The sequence below is a fragment of the Streptomyces sp. NPDC088252 genome (assembly GCF_044740965.1).
Lineage (GTDB): Bacteria > Actinomycetota > Actinomycetes > Streptomycetales > Streptomycetaceae > Streptomyces.
The window spans coordinates 156,827-176,498 of the sequence record NZ_JBIURS010000005.1; the positions used below are offsets into that span (position 1 = coordinate 156,827).

Annotated in this window: 16 protein-coding genes and 2 pseudogenes; 13 read left to right on the plus strand and 5 right to left on the minus strand. The window is 69.0% G+C overall.

The features are described from left to right. The first annotated feature begins 80 nt into the window (after nt 1–80). Nucleotides 81–911 carry a serine protease gene (locus ACIOHC_RS12695; protein WP_351075125.1) on the plus strand — a complete coding sequence of 277 codons (831 nt, stop codon included), beginning with the start codon at nt 81–83 and terminating at the stop codon, nt 909–911. Nucleotides 912–1,014: 103 nt separating this feature from the next. On the opposite strand, the gene ACIOHC_RS12700 is transcribed toward ACIOHC_RS12695, so the two are convergent. Further along, nucleotides 1,015–1,245 carry a hypothetical protein gene (locus tag ACIOHC_RS12700; RefSeq protein WP_283854449.1) on the minus strand — a complete coding sequence of 77 codons (231 nt, stop codon included), beginning with the start codon at nt 1,243–1,245 and terminating at the stop codon, nt 1,015–1,017. Nucleotides 1,246–1,681: 436 nt separating this feature from the next. Here ACIOHC_RS12700 and ACIOHC_RS12705 point away from each other — a divergent pair, with 436 nt between their 5' ends. The 6 genes from ACIOHC_RS12705 (at nt 1,682) to ACIOHC_RS12730 (ending at nt 8,447) form a co-directional block, all read left to right on the plus strand. Next, nucleotides 1,682–3,802, plus strand: a complete 2,121-nt coding sequence (locus tag ACIOHC_RS12705; protein WP_365692567.1) for a DNA topoisomerase IV subunit B — start codon at nt 1,682–1,684, stop codon at nt 3,800–3,802. 128 nt (nt 3,803–3,930) lie between these two features. After that, nucleotides 3,931–4,449, plus strand: a complete 519-nt coding sequence (locus tag ACIOHC_RS12710) for a DUF1453 domain-containing protein (RefSeq protein ID WP_351075122.1) — start codon at nt 3,931–3,933, stop codon at nt 4,447–4,449. Then, nucleotides 4,446–5,609, plus strand: coding sequence for a histidine kinase (locus ACIOHC_RS12715; protein ID WP_351075121.1), 1,164 nt, complete (start codon nt 4,446–4,448; stop codon nt 5,607–5,609). The genes ACIOHC_RS12710 and ACIOHC_RS12715 overlap by 4 nt, the downstream gene beginning before the upstream one ends. Then, nucleotides 5,606–6,283 (plus strand): response regulator transcription factor, encoded by a 678-nt coding sequence (locus ACIOHC_RS12720; protein ID WP_351075120.1) that lies wholly within the window; start codon nt 5,606–5,608, stop codon nt 6,281–6,283. Before ACIOHC_RS12715 ends, ACIOHC_RS12720 begins: the two co-directional genes overlap by 4 nt. A 98-nt stretch (nt 6,284–6,381) precedes the next feature. Next, nucleotides 6,382–6,858 (plus strand): DUF485 domain-containing protein, encoded by a 477-nt coding sequence (locus tag ACIOHC_RS12725; RefSeq protein ID WP_401842695.1) that lies wholly within the window; start codon nt 6,382–6,384, stop codon nt 6,856–6,858. After that, nucleotides 6,855–8,447, plus strand: a complete 1,593-nt coding sequence (locus ACIOHC_RS12730; RefSeq protein WP_351075118.1) for a cation acetate symporter — start codon at nt 6,855–6,857, stop codon at nt 8,445–8,447. The genes ACIOHC_RS12725 and ACIOHC_RS12730 overlap by 4 nt, the downstream gene beginning before the upstream one ends. 31 nt (nt 8,448–8,478) lie before the next feature. Here the strand turns inward: ACIOHC_RS12730 and ACIOHC_RS12735 are convergent. Together ACIOHC_RS12735 and ACIOHC_RS12740 are read right to left on the minus strand one after the other, a co-directional pair. Further along, a pseudogene (locus tag ACIOHC_RS12735) lies at nt 8,479–8,670 on the minus strand (HTH domain-containing protein); the annotation flags it as partial. Nucleotides 8,671–8,856: 186 nt separating this feature from the next. Further along, nucleotides 8,857–9,237 (minus strand): VOC family protein, encoded by a 381-nt coding sequence (locus ACIOHC_RS12740; RefSeq protein WP_401842697.1) that lies wholly within the window; start codon nt 9,235–9,237, stop codon nt 8,857–8,859. Nucleotides 9,238–9,387: 150 nt separating this feature from the next. On the opposite strand from ACIOHC_RS12740, the pseudogene ACIOHC_RS12745 reads away from it, so the two are divergent. Next, nucleotides 9,388–9,576, plus strand: a pseudogene (locus ACIOHC_RS12745) (SDR family oxidoreductase); the annotation flags it as partial. A 132-nt stretch (nt 9,577–9,708) separates the two neighbouring features. Next, nucleotides 9,709–9,933: a VOC family protein gene (locus ACIOHC_RS12750; RefSeq protein ID WP_351075116.1), complete on the plus strand. Its 225-nt coding sequence runs from the start codon at nt 9,709–9,711 to the stop codon at nt 9,931–9,933. Between the two features lie 381 nt (nt 9,934–10,314). On the opposite strand, the gene ACIOHC_RS12755 is transcribed toward ACIOHC_RS12750, so the two are convergent. Then, a complete protein-coding gene (locus tag ACIOHC_RS12755) occupies nt 10,315–11,661 on the minus strand; it encodes a citrate synthase (protein WP_351075115.1) in 1,347 nt (448 codons plus the stop codon). A 109-nt stretch (nt 11,662–11,770) separates the two neighbouring features. Between ACIOHC_RS12755 and ACIOHC_RS12760 the strand changes: the two genes are divergently transcribed. Both ACIOHC_RS12760 and ACIOHC_RS12765 read left to right on the plus strand, forming a co-directional pair. Further along, nucleotides 11,771–12,931, plus strand: a complete 1,161-nt coding sequence (locus ACIOHC_RS12760; protein WP_389636947.1) for a citrate synthase/methylcitrate synthase — start codon at nt 11,771–11,773, stop codon at nt 12,929–12,931. Between the two features lie 21 nt (nt 12,932–12,952). Beyond that, complete coding sequence (locus tag ACIOHC_RS12765) at nt 12,953–14,080, plus strand: CobW family GTP-binding protein (RefSeq protein ID WP_401842698.1); 1,128 nt, start codon at nt 12,953–12,955, stop codon at nt 14,078–14,080. A gap of 30 nt (nt 14,081–14,110) precedes the next feature. Here the strand turns inward: ACIOHC_RS12765 and ACIOHC_RS12770 are convergent, their stop codons facing one another. Beyond that, entirely contained in the window at nt 14,111–16,561 is a 2,451-nt protein-coding gene (locus tag ACIOHC_RS12770) for a DNA topoisomerase IV subunit A (protein ID WP_351075111.1), read from the minus strand. Nucleotides 16,562–16,831: 270 nt separating this feature from the next. Between ACIOHC_RS12770 and ACIOHC_RS12775 the strand changes: the two genes are divergently transcribed. Then, nucleotides 16,832–18,214, plus strand: a complete 1,383-nt coding sequence (locus ACIOHC_RS12775; RefSeq protein WP_351075110.1) for a pitrilysin family protein — start codon at nt 16,832–16,834, stop codon at nt 18,212–18,214. A 26-nt stretch (nt 18,215–18,240) separates the two neighbouring features. After that, nucleotides 18,241–19,623: a pitrilysin family protein gene (locus ACIOHC_RS12780; protein WP_365692559.1), complete on the plus strand. Its 1,383-nt coding sequence runs from the start codon at nt 18,241–18,243 to the stop codon at nt 19,621–19,623. The last annotated feature ends 49 nt before the right edge of the window (nt 19,624–19,672 follow it).

Below are 19,672 nucleotides of genomic sequence, written 5' to 3' on the forward strand. Positions count from 1 at the left end.
TCGGCCTATCTGGGGGTGCGGGGGATGGCAAGTGGGATGACTCTGGGTGGTGATGGTTCATCACAGAGTCAGGAGTGCGCATGTCCCGTACCGTCTTCCGTGCCATGGCCGGGGTGTTCGCCCTGGTTGCCGCCACGGCCGTGATACCGCTCGGATCCCCCGCTCAGGCCGTTGCGAACAGCGTCGTCATCGGTGGTGAGCCGGCGCACGTCAAGGACAGTCCCTGGGTCGTGGCGCTGTCCAGCCGCGACCGGTTCGGAGGCACACGCGCAGGCCAGTTCTGTGGGGGCGTCGTCGTGGGTCCGAAGAAGGTGTTGACCGCTGCGCACTGCCTGAGCCGGGAGGCTCTCGGTGTCGAGTTCGGCAAAGTGCGAGATCTTCGGGTCATCACCGGCCGGGACTCCCTGCTCGGGACCGACGGCAAGGAGATCGCGGTGCAGAAGGCATGGAGCAATCCGGGATTCGACCCCGTCACGAACGCGGGAGACCTGGCGGTGCTCACCCTGGCCGATGCGTTGCCCGCGAAGAGCGTGGTTCCGATGGCCGAGTCCGGTGACGCGGCGTACACGCCGGGCACCGGTGCCGTCGTCTACGGCTGGGGTGACACGACCGGCAACGGTGACTACGCGTCGTCCCTTCACTCCGCCAAGGTGAACGTTCTGCCGGACAGTCTCTGCGCGCAGGCCTACCCGGGGGGCGGGGACGGCACGTACGACCCCTCAGCGATGCTCTGCGCGGGCGAACTGCTGGGGCGGTATGACGCATGCCAGGGCGACAGCGGAGGGCCGCTGGTGGCCGGTGGGCGGCTCATCGGGCTGGTGTCCTGGGGGAACGGTTGCGCTCGGATGGGGAGCCCGGGTGTCTACACGCGGATCTCCGCCGCGATCGGCTGGATGCCGGGTGGTGGCTGAACGGCATCGTCGCGCAGCTACGAGAACGGGCGGCTTCCCTCTTCGGGAAGCCGCCCGTCGGCCGGTCCGGGACCTGCCCCAGGCTCGTCGTGGATGCGAGGTGTCAGTGTTCCTCTTCGGTGGCTTGGGCCTGTACGGCCGTCAGCCGGTCCGTCTCATCCTGTATTTCCGCGGCGATCTTCTTGAGTTCCGGCTCGAACTTGCGACCGTGGTGGGCGCAGAAGAGCAGTTCACCGCCGCTGATCAGGACGACGCGCAGATATGCCTGGGCGCCGCAACGGTCGCAGCGGTCTGCTGCGGTCAGCGGGCTCGCGGGGGTCAGAACAGTAGTCACGTCGCCTCTTCTCTAGCTCGACGAGCTGTCGTACCAGGGTCAACATCCAACCAGGCCGAAAACGTTCCCGCTCGTGGCTTTTCTTCGAAACTTCTTCTCAAGATGGCTGTTTGTTGCCGGTTGGCGGCGAATGTGCCGTATTGCGTAGCGCTACGGTTTCGCGTTGCTTGTCGTTGGTGGATCCTCCCGGCCGGCTTGCCGGTTTGTTCATGAGGACGTGCCCGGAGCCTAAATGGTTCATGCCTGGAAGGGAACGTGATGTGCGCGTCACTCCTGCGAGGGATCGAACGTGTATGCGAGGTTGGACTAGTGTGAGGGTTCTCGGAGGGTGGCGGTACAACCGCTCTACCAGGCCTCGGTACCCTCTCAGCGGCGACCGAAGCCGAGCCCGATACCCACCTGGGCCCCAAATGAAATTCAGCGAGGAGCGAACCGCGTGACCGCCGATACGTCCGTGCCGTCCACTGCGCTGCTGACCGGAGCAGACCGAGACGGTTCCAACTACACCGCGCGGCACCTGCTCGTACTCGAGGGGCTCGAAGCGGTTCGCAAGCGTCCCGGGATGTACATCGGATCCACCGACAGCCGCGGTCTCATGCACTGCCTCTGGGAGATCATCGACAACTCCGTCGACGAAGCTCTCGGCGGCTACTGCGACCACATCGAGGTCATCCTCCACGACGACCAATCCGTGGAGGTCCGGGACAACGGGCGCGGCATCCCGGTCGACGTCGAGCCCAAGACGGGCCTGTCCGGCGTCGAAGTCGTGATGACCAAGCTGCACGCCGGCGGAAAGTTCGGCGGTGGCTCGTACGCGGCGTCGGGTGGTCTGCACGGAGTGGGCGCCTCCGTGGTCAACGCGCTCTCCGCCCGGCTCGACGTCGAGGTCGACCGCAACAGCGCGACCCATTCGATCAGCTTCCGGCGCGGAGTGCCCGGGATCTTCACCGAGCAGGGGCCGGACAGTCCGTTCGACCCGGCAAACGGCCTGCTCAAGGGCAAGAGGGTACCCAAGGCGCGCACCGGTACCAGGGTGCGTTACTGGGCGGACCGGCAGATCTTCCTCAAGGACGCCAAACTCAACCTGGATACGCTCCATCAGCGGGCCCGGCAGACGGCCTTCCTCGTCCCCGGGCTCACGATCGTCGTCCGCGACGAACGGGGTCTCGACGGCGAGGGCAAGACCGAGGAGACCTTCCGCTTCGACGGCGGAATCAGTGAATTCTGCGAGTACCTCGCCCAGGACAAGGCGGTCTGCGACGTCCTGCGGCTGACCGGCCAGGGCACGTTCAAGGAGACCGTGCCGGTCCTGGACGAGCGCGGGCACATGACGGCGACGGAGGTCACCCGTGAACTCGCCGTCGACATCGCCCTGCGCTGGGGCACCGGGTACGACACCAACCTCAAGTCCTTCGTCAACATCATCGCCACCCCCAAGGGCGGCACGCATGTGACCGGATTCGAACGCTCCGTGACCAAGACGGTCAATGAGGCGCTGCGCTCCGCCAAGCTGCTCCGCGTCGCCGAGGACGACATCGTCAAGGACGACGCGCTGGAGGGCCTCACCGCAGTCGTCACCGTGCGGCTGGCGGAGCCCCAGTTCGAGGGCCAGACCAAGGAGGTGCTCGGCACTTCGGCGGCCAACCGGATCGTCGCCAATGTCGTGGCCAAGGAACTGAAGGCGTTCCTGACCTCGACGAAGCGCGATGCCAAGGCCCAGGCCAGGGCGGTCCTGGACAAGGCCGTGGCGGCCGCACGCACCCGTATCGCGGCCCGCCAGCACAAGGACGCGCAGCGCCGCAAGACGGCGTTGGAGTCCTCCTCGCTGCCGGCGAAGCTCGCCGATTGCCGCAGCGACGACGTGGACCGCAGCGAGCTCTTCATCGTCGAGGGCGACTCCGCGCTCGGTACGGCCAAGCTCGCCCGGAACAGTGAATTCCAGGCACTGCTGCCGATCCGGGGCAAGATCCTCAACGTGCAGAAGGCGTCCGTCTCGGACATGCTGAAGAACGCCGAGTGCGGCGCGATCATCCAGGTCATAGGAGCCGGGTCGGGGCGCACCTTCGACATCGACGCCGCTCGCTACGGGAAGATCGTCCTGCTCGTGGACGCCGATGTCGACGGCGCACACATCCGCATTCTGCTGCTGACGCTTTTCCAGCGGTACATGCGGCCCATGGTCGAGGCGGGCCGGGTCTTCGCCGCGGTACCCCCGCTGCATCGGATCGAGCTGGTCCAGCCCAAGAAGGGCCAGGACAAGTACATCTACACGTACTCCGACAACGAGCTGCGCCAGCGGCTGCTGGAGCTTCAGCGGAAGAACATCCGGTACAAGGAGTCGATCCAGCGCTACAAGGGGCTGGGCGAGATGGACGCCGACCAACTGGCAGAGACCACGATGGACCCCCGGCACCGCACCCTGCGGCGGATCAACATCGGCGATCTGGAATCGTCCGAGCAGGTCTTCGACCTGCTGATGGGCAATGAGGTGGCGCCGCGCAAGGAATTCATCACCAGCTCGGCCGCCACCCTGGACCGCTCGCGCATCGACGCCTGAGCGATGCCGTCTCCACCCGTGGGTGGAGACGGCGACTCCACCCACGATCAACCCGTGAGCCGATCCCCCGACCTGGCTGTTTCCGTAGCGTCGAAGGCGTTCAACCTTCTCGCGTCTCGGAGGCAGCCATGTCCGGCCTGGTCGACGTCCTGGTGATCGTCGCTGTCGTCGTTGTTCTCGTGATCCGCCAGTGCTCGGCACGGCGGATCTCCGACCACAAGCGTTGGTGGATCCTGCCGGGCGCTCTCCTCGTCATGTCGCTGCGCGAGCCCGGGCTGCTCGACCCGCGTCACTCGGCGCTGTCCGCGGCGCTCCTGGGCGCAGAGCTGGTGGTGGGGCTGGTGACCGGCGCCGGCTGGGGCTGGACGTCACAGCTGTGGCGCGAGGCGGACGGCTCGCTTTGGAGCAGGGGCACCAAGGCCACCGTCTTCGTCTGGACGGGCGGGATGGCGCTGAGGGCGGCCCTCTACGGGGCTGCGGCGCTGATGGGCATACATCAGGGCAGCGCGGCTCTGCTGTCGGCTCTCGCGGTCACTCTGGCGGTGCGCAGCGGCGTGCTGATGTGGCGGGCCGGGCTGATGCGTCCGGCGTACGGTGGCTGTGCCGACGGGGAGCCGTCGCAGCCGGTGTGGAAGGACCGCGTGTGACGCGCACGACCTGGACGGCCTGGCCGTCCCGTGAAGCCCTCTCGCCTGGGCATCGCACCCGCCCGCGAGCGGTGATCGCCTGGTCCGTCCGGGTCGCGCTGCTCACGGCCATGCTGTGGGGCACTTTCACCAGCGGACGGTTCGGGCCCTGGGAGGTGGCCCTCGGACTGGTGTGCGTCGTGGGCTGTGCGGTCGCCGCGTGGGCCTTCTTCCGGGCCAGCCTGGAACACCGGCTGTGGCCTTCGCTGGGACTCCTGGCGCTGCTGATGGCGGCGGCATTCGGGGCGCAACAGGCCGGCGCCGGTGTGCCCGCGGTGATCCTGTGGTGCGGTTGCGCGGTCGCCGCTCTGGAGCGGCTGCCCCTCACGGCAGGCCTTCCGGCCATCGCCGTGGCGCTCGGCGCGTACGCCGCCGTCAGCACGGACGGCTGGCTGAACACGGTCATAACGACAGCGGGCCTGTGCCTGGCGGGCTATGTACTGAGGCTGGATGCCGAGGCCCGTGGCAGCGCCCAGAGACTCCTCGCGCAGGAGCGAGCGGCCCGCGCGGCGGAGGCGGAGACCGCTGCCCTGGACGAGCGGGCCAGGATCGCCCGGGAGATCCACGACGTGCTCGCCCACAGCCTCTCCGCGCAGTTGGTGCACCTGGAGGCGGCGCGGCTGCTGATCGAGCAGGAGCCCGCGGGCGGGTTCCGGGACCAGGTCCTGGAGCGGGTGGTGTCGGCACGTTCCATGGCACGTGAGGGGCTCGCGGAGACCCGTCAGGCGCTTTCGGCGCTCCGGGGGGAGGTGTCCCCCGTGGAGGACTTCCTGCGGGAGCTGGTGGTCGCGGAGCCCGCCGAGATGAGTGTGGCGGGGGAGCAGCGGGCCTTGACCGCGGAGGCGTCGCAGACGGTTCGGCGGGTGGCACAGGAGGCCCTGACCAATGTACGTAAACATGCGCCGGGGGCCAGGGTTCTCGTACGGCTGGAGTATCTGCCGGACGCAATCGCCCTGGAGGTGCGGGATTGGGGCGGGCACGGAGTCGAGGAGGAACTCGCCGGTAGTGGCTCCGGATACGGTCTGCTGGGGATGAGGGAGCGGGCCGAGCTGATGGGCGGGACGCTGGAGGCCGGTCCCGGGGAGGAGGGTTTCGTGGTGAGTCTGCGGGTGCCCGCGTGAACGCGCGGGTCGTGGTTGCCGATGACCAGTCGGTGGTGCGCGAGGGAATCGTGATGCTGTTGGGGCTGCTGCCCGGAATCGAGGTGGTCGGATCGGCGAAGGACGGCGAAGAGGCCGTCGCACTTGTGGCCGAGCTGGACCCTGACGTGGTTCTGATGGATCTGCGGATGCCCCGTTGCGACGGGGCGGAGGCGACACGGCGGATTCGCAAGGAGTATCCGAGGACCCAGGTGGTGGTGCTCACGACGTTCGCGGACGACGACTCGCTCTTTCCCGCGCTGCAGGCAGGGGCCCGGGGTTACCTCACCAAGGACGCCGGAGGCGATGAGATCGTGCGGGCCATTCAGGCCGTGCTGTCGGGCGAGGCCGGACTCTCGCCTTCCGTCCAGCGCCGCCTTCTGGAGCGCGTCACCGCGCAAACCCCGCCGCCCGGCCCGGCCCCTGGGCCGCAGTTGCCCGATGGCCTGACGCCACGTGAACTCGAAGTGCTGGTCCTGATCGCGGAGGGGCTGTCCAATCCGGAGATCGCCCGGAGGCTGCATATTTCACAAGCGACCGTGAAGAGCCACATCAACAATCTCTTCGCCAAGGCCGGCGTGCGCGACCGGGCACAGGCCGTTCGCTACGCGTACGTTCGGGGCCTCGCGCAGCCGCCCGGATCGGTCTTCACCTGAAGAGGTGAAGACGGCCGAATGAAGTGCCCGGGATCTTCCCCATCTGCCCATTCTTGGGTACGCGGCCGAAGTGGTCCGTGGACAAGGGGAGTTGTTCGGTGGAGAAGGAAGCAGGGCGTGAGGCCGTAGCGACGCGGCTCGACGACCCGTGGTACGACGAGTCCGCCTCCGGACGGGGCGAGCTGAACGGCGCGGGGGGCTTCGCCCCCGCAGGGCCGCCCGGGCCGGCGAACCCGCGGTGCGGCCACAGCGCGGCGGACATCTATCTGGAAGTGCAGCACAGCGAGGCATTCCGGGAAGTGCGCCGCCGCTACCGGCGGTTCGTCGTCCCCGCCACCCTGGCCTTCCTCGTCTGGTATCTCGCCTATGTCGTCGTCGCGACCACGGAACCCGGACTGATGGCCCGTCCGGTGGTCGGAGCGGTCAATGTCGCGATGGTCGCGGGGCTCGGACAGTTCCTCTCGACCTTCCTGCTCACCGGGGCGTACGCACGACACGCACGGCTGCGCAGGGACCGGGTCGCGCTCGAATTGCGCTGGGAGACGCAGGAGATGACGCGGGAGATCGGGCGTTGAACGGGAACCATGAGACGTTGGCGCTCCTGCTGTTCAGCGCCTTCATCACAGTGACGCTCGCCATCACCACCTGGGTGAGCCGCAACCGGCACGGCTCGGCCGAGGAGTTCTACGCGGGCGGCCGGTTGTTCTCCCCCATGGAGAACGGTTTCGCCATCGCGGGCGACTACATGTCGGCTGCGTCCTTCCTCGGTATCTCGGGCCTGATCGCACTCTTCGGCTATGACGGCATGCTCTACTCGGTCGGCTTCCTCGTGGCCTGGCTCGTCGTCCTGCTCCTGGTCGCCGAACTGGTCCGCAACTGCGGCCGTTTCACTCTCGCCGACGTGGTCGCGGCGCGGATGGCGGAGCGCCCCGTCCGGATCGCCGCGGGCACCTCGTCCGTGACCGTCTCCGTGCTCTATCTGGTGGCACAGATGGTGGGCGCGGGCAGTCTGGTCGCGCTGCTGCTCGGCGGTACGAGCGGCGCGGCCCGCTCCTGGACGGTCATCGGTGTAGGGGCGCTCATGGTGATCTATGTGTCGCTCGGCGGGATGCGCGCCACCACCTGGATCCAGATCGTCAAGGCCGTTCTGCTGATGGCGGGAGCGGTCGTGCTCACCGTCCTCGTCCTGGTTCACTTCCACGGCAACTTCAACGCCTTGCTCAACTCCGCAGCCGAACGGAGCGGCCACGGGAGCCGGTTCCTCTCGCCCGGCCTCCGGTACGGCGGAACCTGGACGGCACGCGTCGACTTCATCAGTCTGGGTCTGGCCCTGGTACTGGGCACGGCGGGACTGCCGCACATCCTGTCGCGGTTCTACACCGTGCCCACCGCCCGTGCGGCCCGACGTTCGGTCGTCTGGTCAATCGGGCTCATCGGCAGCTTCTACCTGATGACGATCGCGCTCGGATTCGGGGCGGCGGCACTGGTCGGCACGGCTGAGGTGCGGGCGTCGAATCCCGCGGGGAACACTGCCGTGCCGCTGCTGGCCCTGGTGCTCGGCGGCGGCGAGGGGTCCACCGGGGGAACGATTCTGTTCGCCGTGGTCGCCGCTGTCGCGTTCGCGACCATCCTCGCCGTCGTCGCGGGGATCACCCTGGCCTCGTCCGCCTCCGTGGCCCATGACCTCTATGCCTCGCTCAGGCGTCCCGGCGCCAAGCAGCACAGCGAGGTCGCTGTGGCCCGGGTCGCCGCGGCCGGGATCGGGGTGGCCGCCATCGGGCTCGGTCTGGTCGCCCAGGACCTGAATGTGGCGTTCCTGGTGGGGCTGGCCTTCGCCGTCGCCGCTTCGGCCAACCTTCCGGTACTGCTGTATTCCCTGTTCTGGCGCGGGTTCACCACGCGGGGAGCGGTCTGGTCGGTCTACGGCGGGCTGATTCCGGCCGTGTTGCTCGTGATCCTCTCCCCGGTGGTTTCCGGCAGCCCCACCTCACTCTTCCCCGGCGCCGACTTCCAGCTCTTCCCCCTGGAGAACCCCGGCCTGGTCTCCATTCCTCTGGGCTTCCTGGCCGGCTGGATCGGAACGGCCACCTCCACCGAGCCACCCGACGCCGCAAAGCATGCGGAAACCGAGGTGCGGGCGCTGACCGGGGCCGGAGCGGTGTAGCCGCGCGCTCGCATGGTGCGGCCCGGGGATCTCAGGCCCGTCCGCCGGTGGACCAGATGTAGCGGTGTGCCGGGCGGCCCTTCTCGCCGTGTCGCAGCGTCAGCCGCACCCTGCCGGTCCCTTCCAGCAGCTTCAGACAGCGCTGGGCCGTCTGCCGACTCATCCCGGAGCTTTCCGCGATCTCCTGCGCGGAGAGCAGCGCTCCGGCACTGCGGAGCGCCTTCGCGTGGGTGAACGGCTTCACCAGGTACTGCAGTGCGCCGACCACGAGGTCTCCGGTGTTCAGGTTTCTTCCTGGCCGATGAACCCTCCACCGGAGACCTCACCTACTTCACGGACACGACACGCCCGTCACACCGGACTTCGAAGCGGACTCCAGTACCTGGTGCCCAGGCATGACCGATGAGCATCAGAGCGGGGCGAGGCGGGCCTTGAGCAGGCAGAACTCATTGCCTTCGGGGTCGGTGAGGACATGCCACGGCTCGTCCCCTGTCTGGCCGATGTCTGCCGGGCGCGCACCGAGCTTCAGAAGGCGTTCGAGCTCGGCGTGCTGATCGCGGTCGGTGGCGTTGACGTCGATGTGCAGCCGGGATTTCCCCTTCTCCGGCTCATCACTGCGACTGAGGATGATCGTCGGCTGCGGACCACCGAAACCTTCGCGCGGCCCGATCTCCACCGAGCCGTCGTCCTCGCGATCGAGCACGACGAAGTCCAGGACCTCGCACCAGAACCGCGCCAGCACCTCAGGGTCGCGGCAATCGAGCACGAGCTCGCTGATACGACATGCCATAACGAAACCTGCTCTCAGCCGGGTAACTGCCGGGGACGCCGCACGCGAACCTCATGGGCTCCCAGCAGCGAAAACAATCCCGCGACCGTACCGGGCGAGGCGAGCACGGGGGAAATGATTTCAGGGCCGACCCTCGACGACGCCAAGCAGCAGGTCGTGGACCACCTGAAGGTGCCGATGGGGCGCCCCGGTGAACCCGAGGACGTCGCAGAGATGATCGCGTTCCTCGCCTCCGGCCGCGCCGAATGGCTCACCGGTGCTCAGTTCCGAGTCGACGGCGGCATCATCCCCGTGGTCCGAGCCGCGCCTCCGCGAAGAGATCGAGGAGAGACAGCATGAACTTCAGCCTGGCGTCACTGATCGTGGACGCCGCGGATCCGGAGAGGGGGATCTCGTTCCGGCACCGGTTGCTCGGCGGCTCGCTCACGAGGACGGCAACCCACCACCCTCTGCAGATCGACGGCTTCCCCCGTGATCGTGATCCAGCACGCTCCGGGGCAGATGCCGCAGCAGTGGCCCGACGGCGTTCCCCAGCAGATGCATTTCGACCTCGCTACGGACGACGTGGGGACCGCCGACAAGCGGGTGCTCGACGTCGGCGGTCGACTACTGCGGCCGGCGGACGATGTCGTCGCCTCCGCCCAGCAGGGCTCCGGGGTGTACGCCGGCCCGGGAAGTCGATGTGCCCGTCCTTGAGAAGGGAGAGGCGGGCGACGCTTGAGAGGGGAGAGGCGGGCGACGCCCTCGTTCTTGATGCCGTGGCCCTCGGCGCGGAGCCGGGCGACGGCGGCGTCCAGGCAGCGGGTGTGTGCCCGACGCCGTCTTCAGCCGCTCGGTGCACCGCTTCGCGGCCGCTGCTCGACCGCTGGTCTTGGCACCACAAAGGGGTCCTCCAGGAACAGCCCCCGCGTAGCGGACCCTGCGCAACTGGAGTGCGAAGCCCGGCTGATGACACTTCGTGTGCCGCAGCACGACCAGGTCCCGGTCGACGGCGTCCGGGAAGAAGAACCGCGAGCCGGCATCGGTGGTGCGAGGCGTGCCACCGCCGAGCGGACCCGCACCGTTTCGCTCCAGCCGTCACCTCTTCGTGCTGTGCGGACCATATGAAGAACGGGGCGGGACATCTGTGGCGGTGGGCAGCGGCTGAGGGGGCCGGGGGCCTGTGTACTGGCCGCTGGGCCGCATGCGCAACGGCCGTTCCCCGTACTCCTCCAGTGCGTGCGCGATCCAGCCCGCTGTGCGCGACACGGCGAACACGGTCTCGCCCGCGTCCGCGGCCATGCCGGAGGAGACCGAGAGCACGGCGAGCGCCAGGTCGACATTGGCGTGCAGGGGTGCATGGCGAGCGGTCGTCGTGACCACGTCGCGCGCCGCAGCGAGCGCCCGCGCCGCTTGTGGAACGTCCGAGAGCAGGGCGAACAGGGCCTGCGCCCGAGGGTCCTCGGAGATGTAGAGGCGATGACCGAGTCCTGGCACTCTGCGTCCGCTGCGGAGATGGTCCGCGACCACCGGGACCGCACTGCCCCGCTCCAGGACCTCGGTCAGCATCCGGTGTGCCAGGCCGCTCGCCGCGCCGTGCAGGGGGCCCTCCAGGACCCCGAGGCCCGCGGAGACCACCGCGTACGGATGGGCGTGGGCGGACGCCGCGACCCTGGCGGCCAGCGTCGACGCCGCGAGATCGTGGTCGATCAACAGGGTGAGGGCGGTGTCCAGTGCGGCGATCGACGGCTCGTCGGCCGGACGGGTGGTGAGTTTCGGCCACAGCCGCCGTGCCAGTCGAGTCCCGGTTCCGTCCGCCGCCCCCTCTGAGGCGACACCCTCCGAACGCCCTCCCGCGGCCAGGGGCAGGGCTTCGACCAGGGTCGGGATCAGGCTCCGTGCGCCGGCGAGCACCGCTTCGCGCGAGAGGTCGAAGCGGAGTGGATCGGCCGTCGCCGCGGCGATCGCGGCCACCCGCAGCCGGTCCGTCGAGCCACTGTGCGCGGGCAGCGACTCGACTGCCCGGTGCGCCGCGGACAGCGCTTCTGCAGGTGCCGTGAATCGGATGCCGGGCCGCAGCTCGCCGGTCCAGAGCCATTCGGCGACCTCTTCGTAGGGGTACTGACCGGCCAGTTCGGTCGCGTCGACGCCGCGGAAGTAGTAGCGGTCGCCCTCGATCAAGGTGATGCCTGTACGGAAGACCAGATCGCCGGTGGCGGGGGAGGGCTCCCGGCGGCCCGTGCGCCGGGCCAGCGCATCGACCTCCGCGGCATCGAACGTGCTGCCGCGTCCACCGGGAGCGCGTGTGCTGCTGAGCTGCCCCCGGCTGACGTACGCGTACACCGTCTCGGGTTTCACACCGAGCCGTTCGGCCGTCTCGCGGGTGCTGAGCCGTTGCGGAGCGGACGCGGCCGGGACGTCGCCGGGCGCTGCTTGATCCTTCATGTCGTCAACCGTATCCATATTGATTCAATCAACATTGACAGCATTGAAGTCAATCATGGATGGTCAAATCAATATTGATGAGTCCACCGGGACGCAAACGGAGGAAGAGATGCAGACCACCACCGACGGAACCTCGCTCGACGTACCCCGAGGGCTCGCGGGCGTCGTCGTCACCGACACGGCCCTCGGCGACGTCCGTGGGCGCGAGGGCTTCTACCACTACCGGCAGTACTCGGCCATCGAACTCGCACAGACCCGCAGCTTCGAGGACGTCTGGTACCTGATGTCCGAGGGCACGCTGCCCGATGCCGCAGCCCGAGCCGAATTCGCCGCCCGCACCGCGGCGCTGCGCCGGCTGCCCGCGGAAGTGCGAGAGGCCTTGCCCGCCATAGCCCGAGCGGGAGCCGTCTCAGGACCCCTGGCCGGTCTGCGTACCGCCCTCTCGCTCCTCGGCGCCTCGGCCGGCTTCCGACCGGTGTACGACATCGACGCCGACCAGCGCCGCGGTGACGCCCTGGCAGCCTGTGCCGCCGTTCCCACCGTGCTGACGGCCCTGCACCGGCTCGGCCGGGGCCTCGAACCGGTGGAGCCGCGTGACGACCTGCCGTACGCGGCCAACTACCTGTACATGCTGACCGGTTCCGTGCCGGACGCCGCGCACGTCAGAGCCGTGGAGCAGTATCTGATCTCCACGGTCGACCACGGCTTCAACGCCTCGACCTTCACCGGCCGGGTGGTCGCCTCCACGGGTGCCGATGTCGCAGCCTGCCTGGTGGCGGCCGTCGGCGCGCTCTCCGGACCGCTGCACGGCGGAGCGCCGAGCCGCGCCCTCGACACCCTGGACGCCATCGCCACCCCCGACCGCATCGACAGCTGGATCCGCGAACGGGTGCTCGCCGGCGAGCGGATCATGGGATTCGGTCACCCCGTCTACCGCACCGAGGACCCCCGCTCACGCATGCTCCGGGGCATCGCCCAGGGCTTCGGCGGCCCGCTCGTCGACTTCGCCGTCGAAGTCGAGCGGCGGGTCGAGGCGATCCTTGCCGAGCTCAAGCCGGGCCGTGAGCTGCACACCAACGTCGAGTTCTACGCCGGAGTCGTCATGGAGCTGTGCGGGCTGCCACGAGAGATGTTCACGCCGACGTTCTGCGCCGCGCGGGTGGTCGGCTGGAGCGCCAATATCCTGGAGCAGGCGGAGGACTCGAAGATCATCCGTCCTGCGGCCCGATACGTCGGAAAGCCCCCGCCGCAGCCGGTCCCGGCGCCCTGACGTCCCCGAGGAAGGTCCCTGTTGAGCCCGTCGTCCCCGCCCCGCAAGCAGCAGATCCCGGTCATCGTCCTCGCGGGGTTCCTGGGATCCGGTAAGACGACGCTGCTCAACCACCTTCTCCGCAACCGTGCCGGGAACCGGATCGGTGTCATCGTCAACGATTTCGGTTCCATCGAGATCGATGCCATGACGGTCTCCGGGCAGGTCGGCTCGACGGTCTCGCTGGGCAACGGATGCCTGTGCTGTGCGGTCGACGCGAGCGAACTCGACACCTTCCTGGAGATACTGACCAGGCCCGCCGCCCGCCTCGACGTGATCGTCATCGAGGCCAGCGGACTCGCGGAGCCGCAGGAACTCGTACGCATGCTCCTGGCCAGCGACAATCCGCACATTGTGTACGGGGGGCTGGTGGAGGTCGTCGACGCCGCGGAGTTCGATGCCACCCGGCGGCGCCATCCGGAGATCGACCGCCATCTCGCTGTCGCCGATCTTGTCGTCCTGAACAAGACGGACCGGGTCGGAAGCGAGGAACAGGCCCGTATCAGGGACGCCATCGCGGCGACGGACGCCCCGGCCGCCGCCGAAGGGGCGGGCGGCGGCGCGGCCGCCGTCATCTGTGCCACGTACGGACGCATCGATCCCGAACTGCTCTTCGACCCGGCGCTGCGACCGGACGGCGAGGAGAAGGCGCGCCAGCTCACCTTCGAGGATCTGCTCCTGGCGGAGCGCGCAGAAGAGGGGACCGACGGGCACGAACAACATCCGCACGCCGCGTACGAGAGCCTCTCCTTCACCGCGGCCGTCCCCATGAATCCCCGTCGGCTGATGGAGTTTCTCGACTCCAGGCCGCAGGGCCTCTACCGGATCAAGGGGTTCGTCGACTTCGGCGTGGGTGACCGCGGCAACAAGTACTCGCTGCACGCGGTCGGCAGGTTCCTGCGATTCGACCCGCAGCCCTGGACACGCGACGAACCGCGCCTCACCCAGCTGGTGCTGATCGGCTCGGGCATCGACCCCGAGGCCCTGCGCAAGGAGCTGGCCGACTGCCGTGAGAGCACGGCACCGGCGCCCGACGCGACGCAGGACGCCGCACATGAGCGAAGCATGTGGGGCGTCCTGCGGTACGTACAACGGTACGACGAAGCCTAGAGAAACCGGCCCCGTCTCAGGTCAGGCCGCCTACACCGGGCCCGCGATCACCGCGACCGGCTTTACCAGGGGCGTCCCCGAGCCATCGCGCCTCGGGTCCGGCTCCGGCAGCTCGGTCGGCGCGCCGTTCTTCTGTGCGGCGCGGGCAGGCGTCGCGCCCGCCCAGCCGAACACCAGGACGTCCTCGCCCTTGAGGAAGCGCTGGCAACGCACCCCACCGGTGGCCCGGCCCTTGCGCGGATACTGGTCGAACGGGGTGAGCTTGCACGTCAGCACCGAGTCGTCCAGCGTGCCGTGCGAACCGGCCACCGTGAAGACCACCGCGTCCGCCGCCGGATCCACCGCGGTGAACGAGATCACCTCCGCGCCGGCCGTGAGCTTGATCCCCGCCATGCCCCCTGCCGGCCGTCCCTGCGGCCGCACCTGCGCCGCCTGGTAGCGCAGCAACTGCGCATCGGACGTGATGAAGACCAGATCCTCCTCGCCCGTGCGCAGCTCGGCCGCGCCGACGATCCGGTCACCGTCCTTGAGGGCGATGACCTCCAACTCGTCCTTGTTGGCCGGGTAGTCCGGCACCACCCGCTTGACGACTCCCTGCAGGGTGCCGATCGCCAGGCCGGGGGAGGCCTCGTCGAGGGTGGTGAGGCAGATGACCTCCTCGTCGCTCTCCAGCGTGAGGAACTCCGACACCATCGCCCCACCCGAAAGGTTGGGTGCCGCGTGGGTGTCCGGCAGCTGGGGCAGATCGATCACCGCGAGCCGCAGCAGCCGTCCCGTCGACGTCACCACACCCACATCACCGCGAGCCGTCGCCGGCACGGCCGAAACGATCACATCGTGCTTGGCACGCTTGGCGTCCTCGGCGAAGACGATCGGATCGTCATTGGCGGTACGGGCCAGCAGCCCGGTCGACGACAACAGCACCCGGCACGGGTCGTCCGCCACCTCCAGCGGCACCGATGCGACCTGCGAACCGGCCGACTCCAGCAGCACCGTACGCCGGTCGGTACCGAACTTCTTCGCGACCGCGGCCAGTTCGGAGGAGACGAGCTTGCGCAGCTCGGTGTCCGAATCGAGGATGGTGGTCAGCTTGTCGATCTCGTCGTTGAGCCGGTCCCGCTCGCTCTCCAGCTCGATCCGGTCGAACCGGGTCAGGCGGCGCAGCGGGGTGTCCAGGATGTACTGCGTCTGGATCTCGCTCAGCGAGAAGCGCTCGATGAGCCGCTCCTTCGCCTGCGCCGAGTTGTCACTGGATCGGATGAGCCGGATGACCTCGTCGATGTCGATCAGCGCGACGAGCAGGCCCTCGACCAGATGCAGCCGATCACGGCGCTTGCCCCGGCGGAACTCGCTGCGTCGGCGCACCACGTCGAAGCGGTGGTCGAGATAGACCTCCAGCAGCTCCTTGAGCCCCAGCGTGAGCGGCTGCCCGTCCACCAATGCCACATTGTTGATGCCGAAGGAGTCCTCCATCGGCGTCAGCTTGTACAGCTGCTCCAGCACGGCCTCCGGAACGAAGCCGTTCTTCACCTCGATGACCAGGCGCAGGCCGTGCTCGCGGTCGGTCAGGTCCTTCACGTCCGCGATGCCCTGGAGCTTCTTCGCCGAGACCAGGTCCTTGATCTTGGCGATCACCTTCTCCGGTCCTACGGCGAAGGGCAGTTCCGTCACGACCAGGCCCTTGCGGCGCGCCGTCACGTTCTCCACGGAGACGGTCGCGCGGATCTTGAACGTGCCGCGCCCGCCGGCGTACGCGTCCTTGATGCCGCCCAGGCCGACGATCCGGCCACCGGTCGGCAGATCGGGGCCGGGGACGAACCGCATCAGGGTCTCCAGGTCCGCGCCCGGATGCTTGATCAGATGCCGGGCGGCGGCGATGACCTCGCCCAGGTTGTGCGGCGGCATATTGGTGGCCATGCCGACCGCGATCCCGGACGACCCGTTGACCAGGAGGTTCGGGTACGCGGCCGGGAGGACGGTCGGTTCCTGCTCCTGGCCGTCGTAATTCGACTGGAAAGCGACGGTGTCCTCGTCGATCGACTCCGTCATCAGCGACGTCGCGTCGGCCATCCGGCACTCGGTGTACCGCATGGCGGCCGGCGGGTCGTCGTTTCCGAGCGAGCCGAAGTTCCCGTGGCCGTCCACCAGGGGGAGCCGCATGGAGAACGGCTGTGCCAGGCGGACCAACGCATCGTAGATCGACGCGTCGCCGTGCGGGTGCAACTTGCCCATGACCTCGCCCACGACACGGGCGCACTTCACGAAGCCGCGGTCGGGGCGCAGGCCCATCTCGTTCATCTGGTACACGATGCGGCGGTGCACCGGCTTCATACCGTCACGGGCGTCCGGCAGGGCCCGTGAGTAGATCACCGAGTACGCGTACTCAAGGAAGGAGCCCTGCATTTCGTCGACGACGTCGATGTCGAGGATCTTCTCCTCGAAGTCGTCCGGCGGCGGGGTCTTCGTGCTGCGGCGGGCCATCGCTGCTGCGACTCCTTCACGGATTCTGTTCGGGCAACCTGAGGTTCTGACGCCGACCATTGTGGACCGCCGCACTGACATCGCCGACCTCGACCCGTCCCAGGAGCCGCTACGGCCCCCTGTCGGGGTGGTTCCACGACCCGTCGGGAGGGGAGCGCGCCCCTCTTTCACGCGAACTTCCGCGGTATGGGAACTTCGTCAGGTGTCTGTGCGCTTGCTTACAGTGGCAGGTCTCGCAGGAAATCCAGTATCGCGATCGAAGGGACGTACATGCCCATGGGTCACACGGCCACAGCCCGGGCCGGCTCCGGCGGCTTGACAGCGACCGAGCACCGTCTGGCCAACGGCCTGCGCGTGGTGCTCTCCGAGGACCATCTGACCCCGGTCGCCGCGGTCTGCCTCTGGTACGACGTCGGTTCGCGCCACGAGGTCAAGGGACGCACCGGTCTGGCTCACCTCTTCGAGCACCTGATGTTCCAGGGCTCCGGCCAGGTCAAGGGGAACGGCCACTTCGAGCTGGTGCAGGGGGCCGGCGGTTCGCTCAACGGGACCACCAGCTTCGAGCGCACCAACTACTTCGAGACGATGCCCACGCACCAGCTGGAGCTGGCCCTCTGGCTGGAAGCCGACCGCATGGGCTCGCTGCTCGCCGCGCTCGACGAGGAGTCCATGGAGAATCAGCGGGACGTCGTCAAGAACGAGCGACGCCAGCGCTACGACAACGTTCCCTACGGCACGGCGTTCGAGAAGCTGACGGCCCTGGCCTATCCCGAGGGCCACCCGTACCACCACACGCCGATCGGCTCGATGGCCGACCTGGACGCGGCGACCCTTGAGGACGCGCGCGCCTTCTTCCGTACGTACTACGCGCCCAACAACGCCGTGCTCTCGGTCGTCGGCGACATCGATCCCGAGCAGACGCTCGCCTGGATCGAGAAGTACTTCGGCTCCATCCCGTCCCACGACGGCAAGCAGCCGCCGCGCGACGGCACGCTCCCCAAGACCATCGGCGAGCAGCTGCGCGAAGAGGTGCACGAGGAGGTTCCGGCGCGGGCGCTGATGGCCGCCTACCGGCTGCCGCACGACGGCACCCGTGAGTGCGACGCGGCGGATCTCGCGCTGACCGTGCTCGGCGGCGGCGAGTCGTCGCGGCTGCACAACCGTCTGGTGCGCCGTGACCGTACGGCGGTGGCGGCCGGATTCGGGCTGCTGCGGCTGGCCGGTGCCCCCTCGCTCGGCTGGCTGGACGTCAAGACGTCCGGCGGTGTCGAGGTGCCGCAGATCGAGGCCGCGGTCGACGAGGAGCTGGCCCGGTTCGCGGCCGAGGGCCCCACGCCCGAGGAAATGGAGCGTGCGCAGGCCCAGTTGGAGCGGGAGTGGCTGGACCGGCTCGGTACGGTCGCGGGCCGCGCCGACGAACTCTGCCGGTTCGCCGTGCTGTTCGGTGACCCGCAACTCGCCCTGACCGCGGTACAGCGGGTGCTCGACGTCACCGCGGACGAGGTCCAGGCCGTCGCCAAGGCCCAGCTGCGCCCCGACAACCGGGCGGTGCTGGTCTACGAGCCGGTCGAATCGGCCGAGCCCGCGGACGCAGCGGACACCGATGAGACCGACGCCGACGACACCGACGCGCACGAAGGGGCGGACAAGTGACCGACGCTGCCGCGACTGGAGTTTCGATGCAGTACCACCCGCAGCCCGCCCCCGGCGTCGCGCGGCCCTGGGCCTTCCCCGCGCCGGAGCGCGGCGCCCTGCCCAACGGCCTCACGGTGCTGCGCTGCCACCGCCCCGGCCAGCAGGTCGTGGCGGTCGAGATCTTCCTCGACGCCCCTCTGGACGCGGAGCCCGAGGGCCTCGACGGCGTGGCCACGATCATGTCGCGGGCGCTGTCCGAGGGCACCGACAAGCACACCGCCGAGGAGTTCGCCGCCGAACTGGAGCGCTGCGGCGCCACCCTCGACGCGCACGCGGACCACCCCGGAGTCCGGGTCTCCCTGGAGGTCCCGGCCTCCCGGCTGGCCAAGGCGCTCGCGCTGGTCGCCGAGGCGCTGCGGTCGCCCGCCTTCGCCGACAGCGAGATCGAACGGCTGGTGCGCAACCGGCTCGACGAGATCCCGCACGAGCAGGCCAACCCGGCCCGGCGAGCCGCGAAGCAACTCTCCAAGGAACTCTTCCCGGCCACGGCGCGGATGTCGCGCCCGCGCCAGGGCACCGAGGAGACGGTGGAGCGGATCGACTCGGCGGCCGTGCGTGCCTTCTTCGACACCCACGTCAGGCCGTCCACGGCGACCGCCGTGGTCGTCGGTGACCTCACCGGCATCGACCTCGACGCGCTGCTCACCGACACCCTCGGTGACTGGTCGGGCGACGCCGCCGAGCCCCGTCCGGTCCCGCCGATCACCGCGGACGACACCGGCCGAGTGGTGATCGTCGACCGTCCCGGCGCGGTGCAGACGCAGCTGCTGATCGGCCGGATCGGCGCCGACCGGCACGACAGCGTGTGGCCTGCCCAGGTGCTGGGCACGTACTGCCTGGGTGGCACGCTCACCTCCCGGCTGGACCGTGTGCTGCGCGAGGAGAAGGGCTACACCTACGGCGTGCGGGCCTTCGCCCAGGTGCTGCGGTCGTCGGCCCCGGACTCCGCCTCGGGGGCGACAGGTGCCGCGATGCTCGCCATCAGCGGATCGGTGGACACGGAGTCCACCGGACCGGCGCTGGAGGACCTGTGGACGGTCCTGCGGACCCTGGCGGCCGAGGGGCTGACCGATGAGGAGCGCGAGACGGCCGTACAGAACCTCGTGGGTGTCGCACCGCTGAAGTTCGAGACGGCGGCCTCCGTCGCGGGCACTCTCGCCGACCAGGTCGAGCAGCACCTCCCGGACGACTACCAGGCACAGCTGTACGCCCGGCTCGCGGAGACCGGAACGGTCGAGGCGACCGCAGCGGTGGTCAACGCCTTCCCGGGCGACCGCCTGGTCACGGTCCTCGTCGGTGACGCTGCGCAGATCGAGGAGCCGGTCCGCGCCCTGGGCATCGGAGAGGTGTCGGTGGTCGCCGGCTGACGGTCGTCGTACGCCGTCGCGGATGCCGGACGGCCGACCCGGCGCGGGT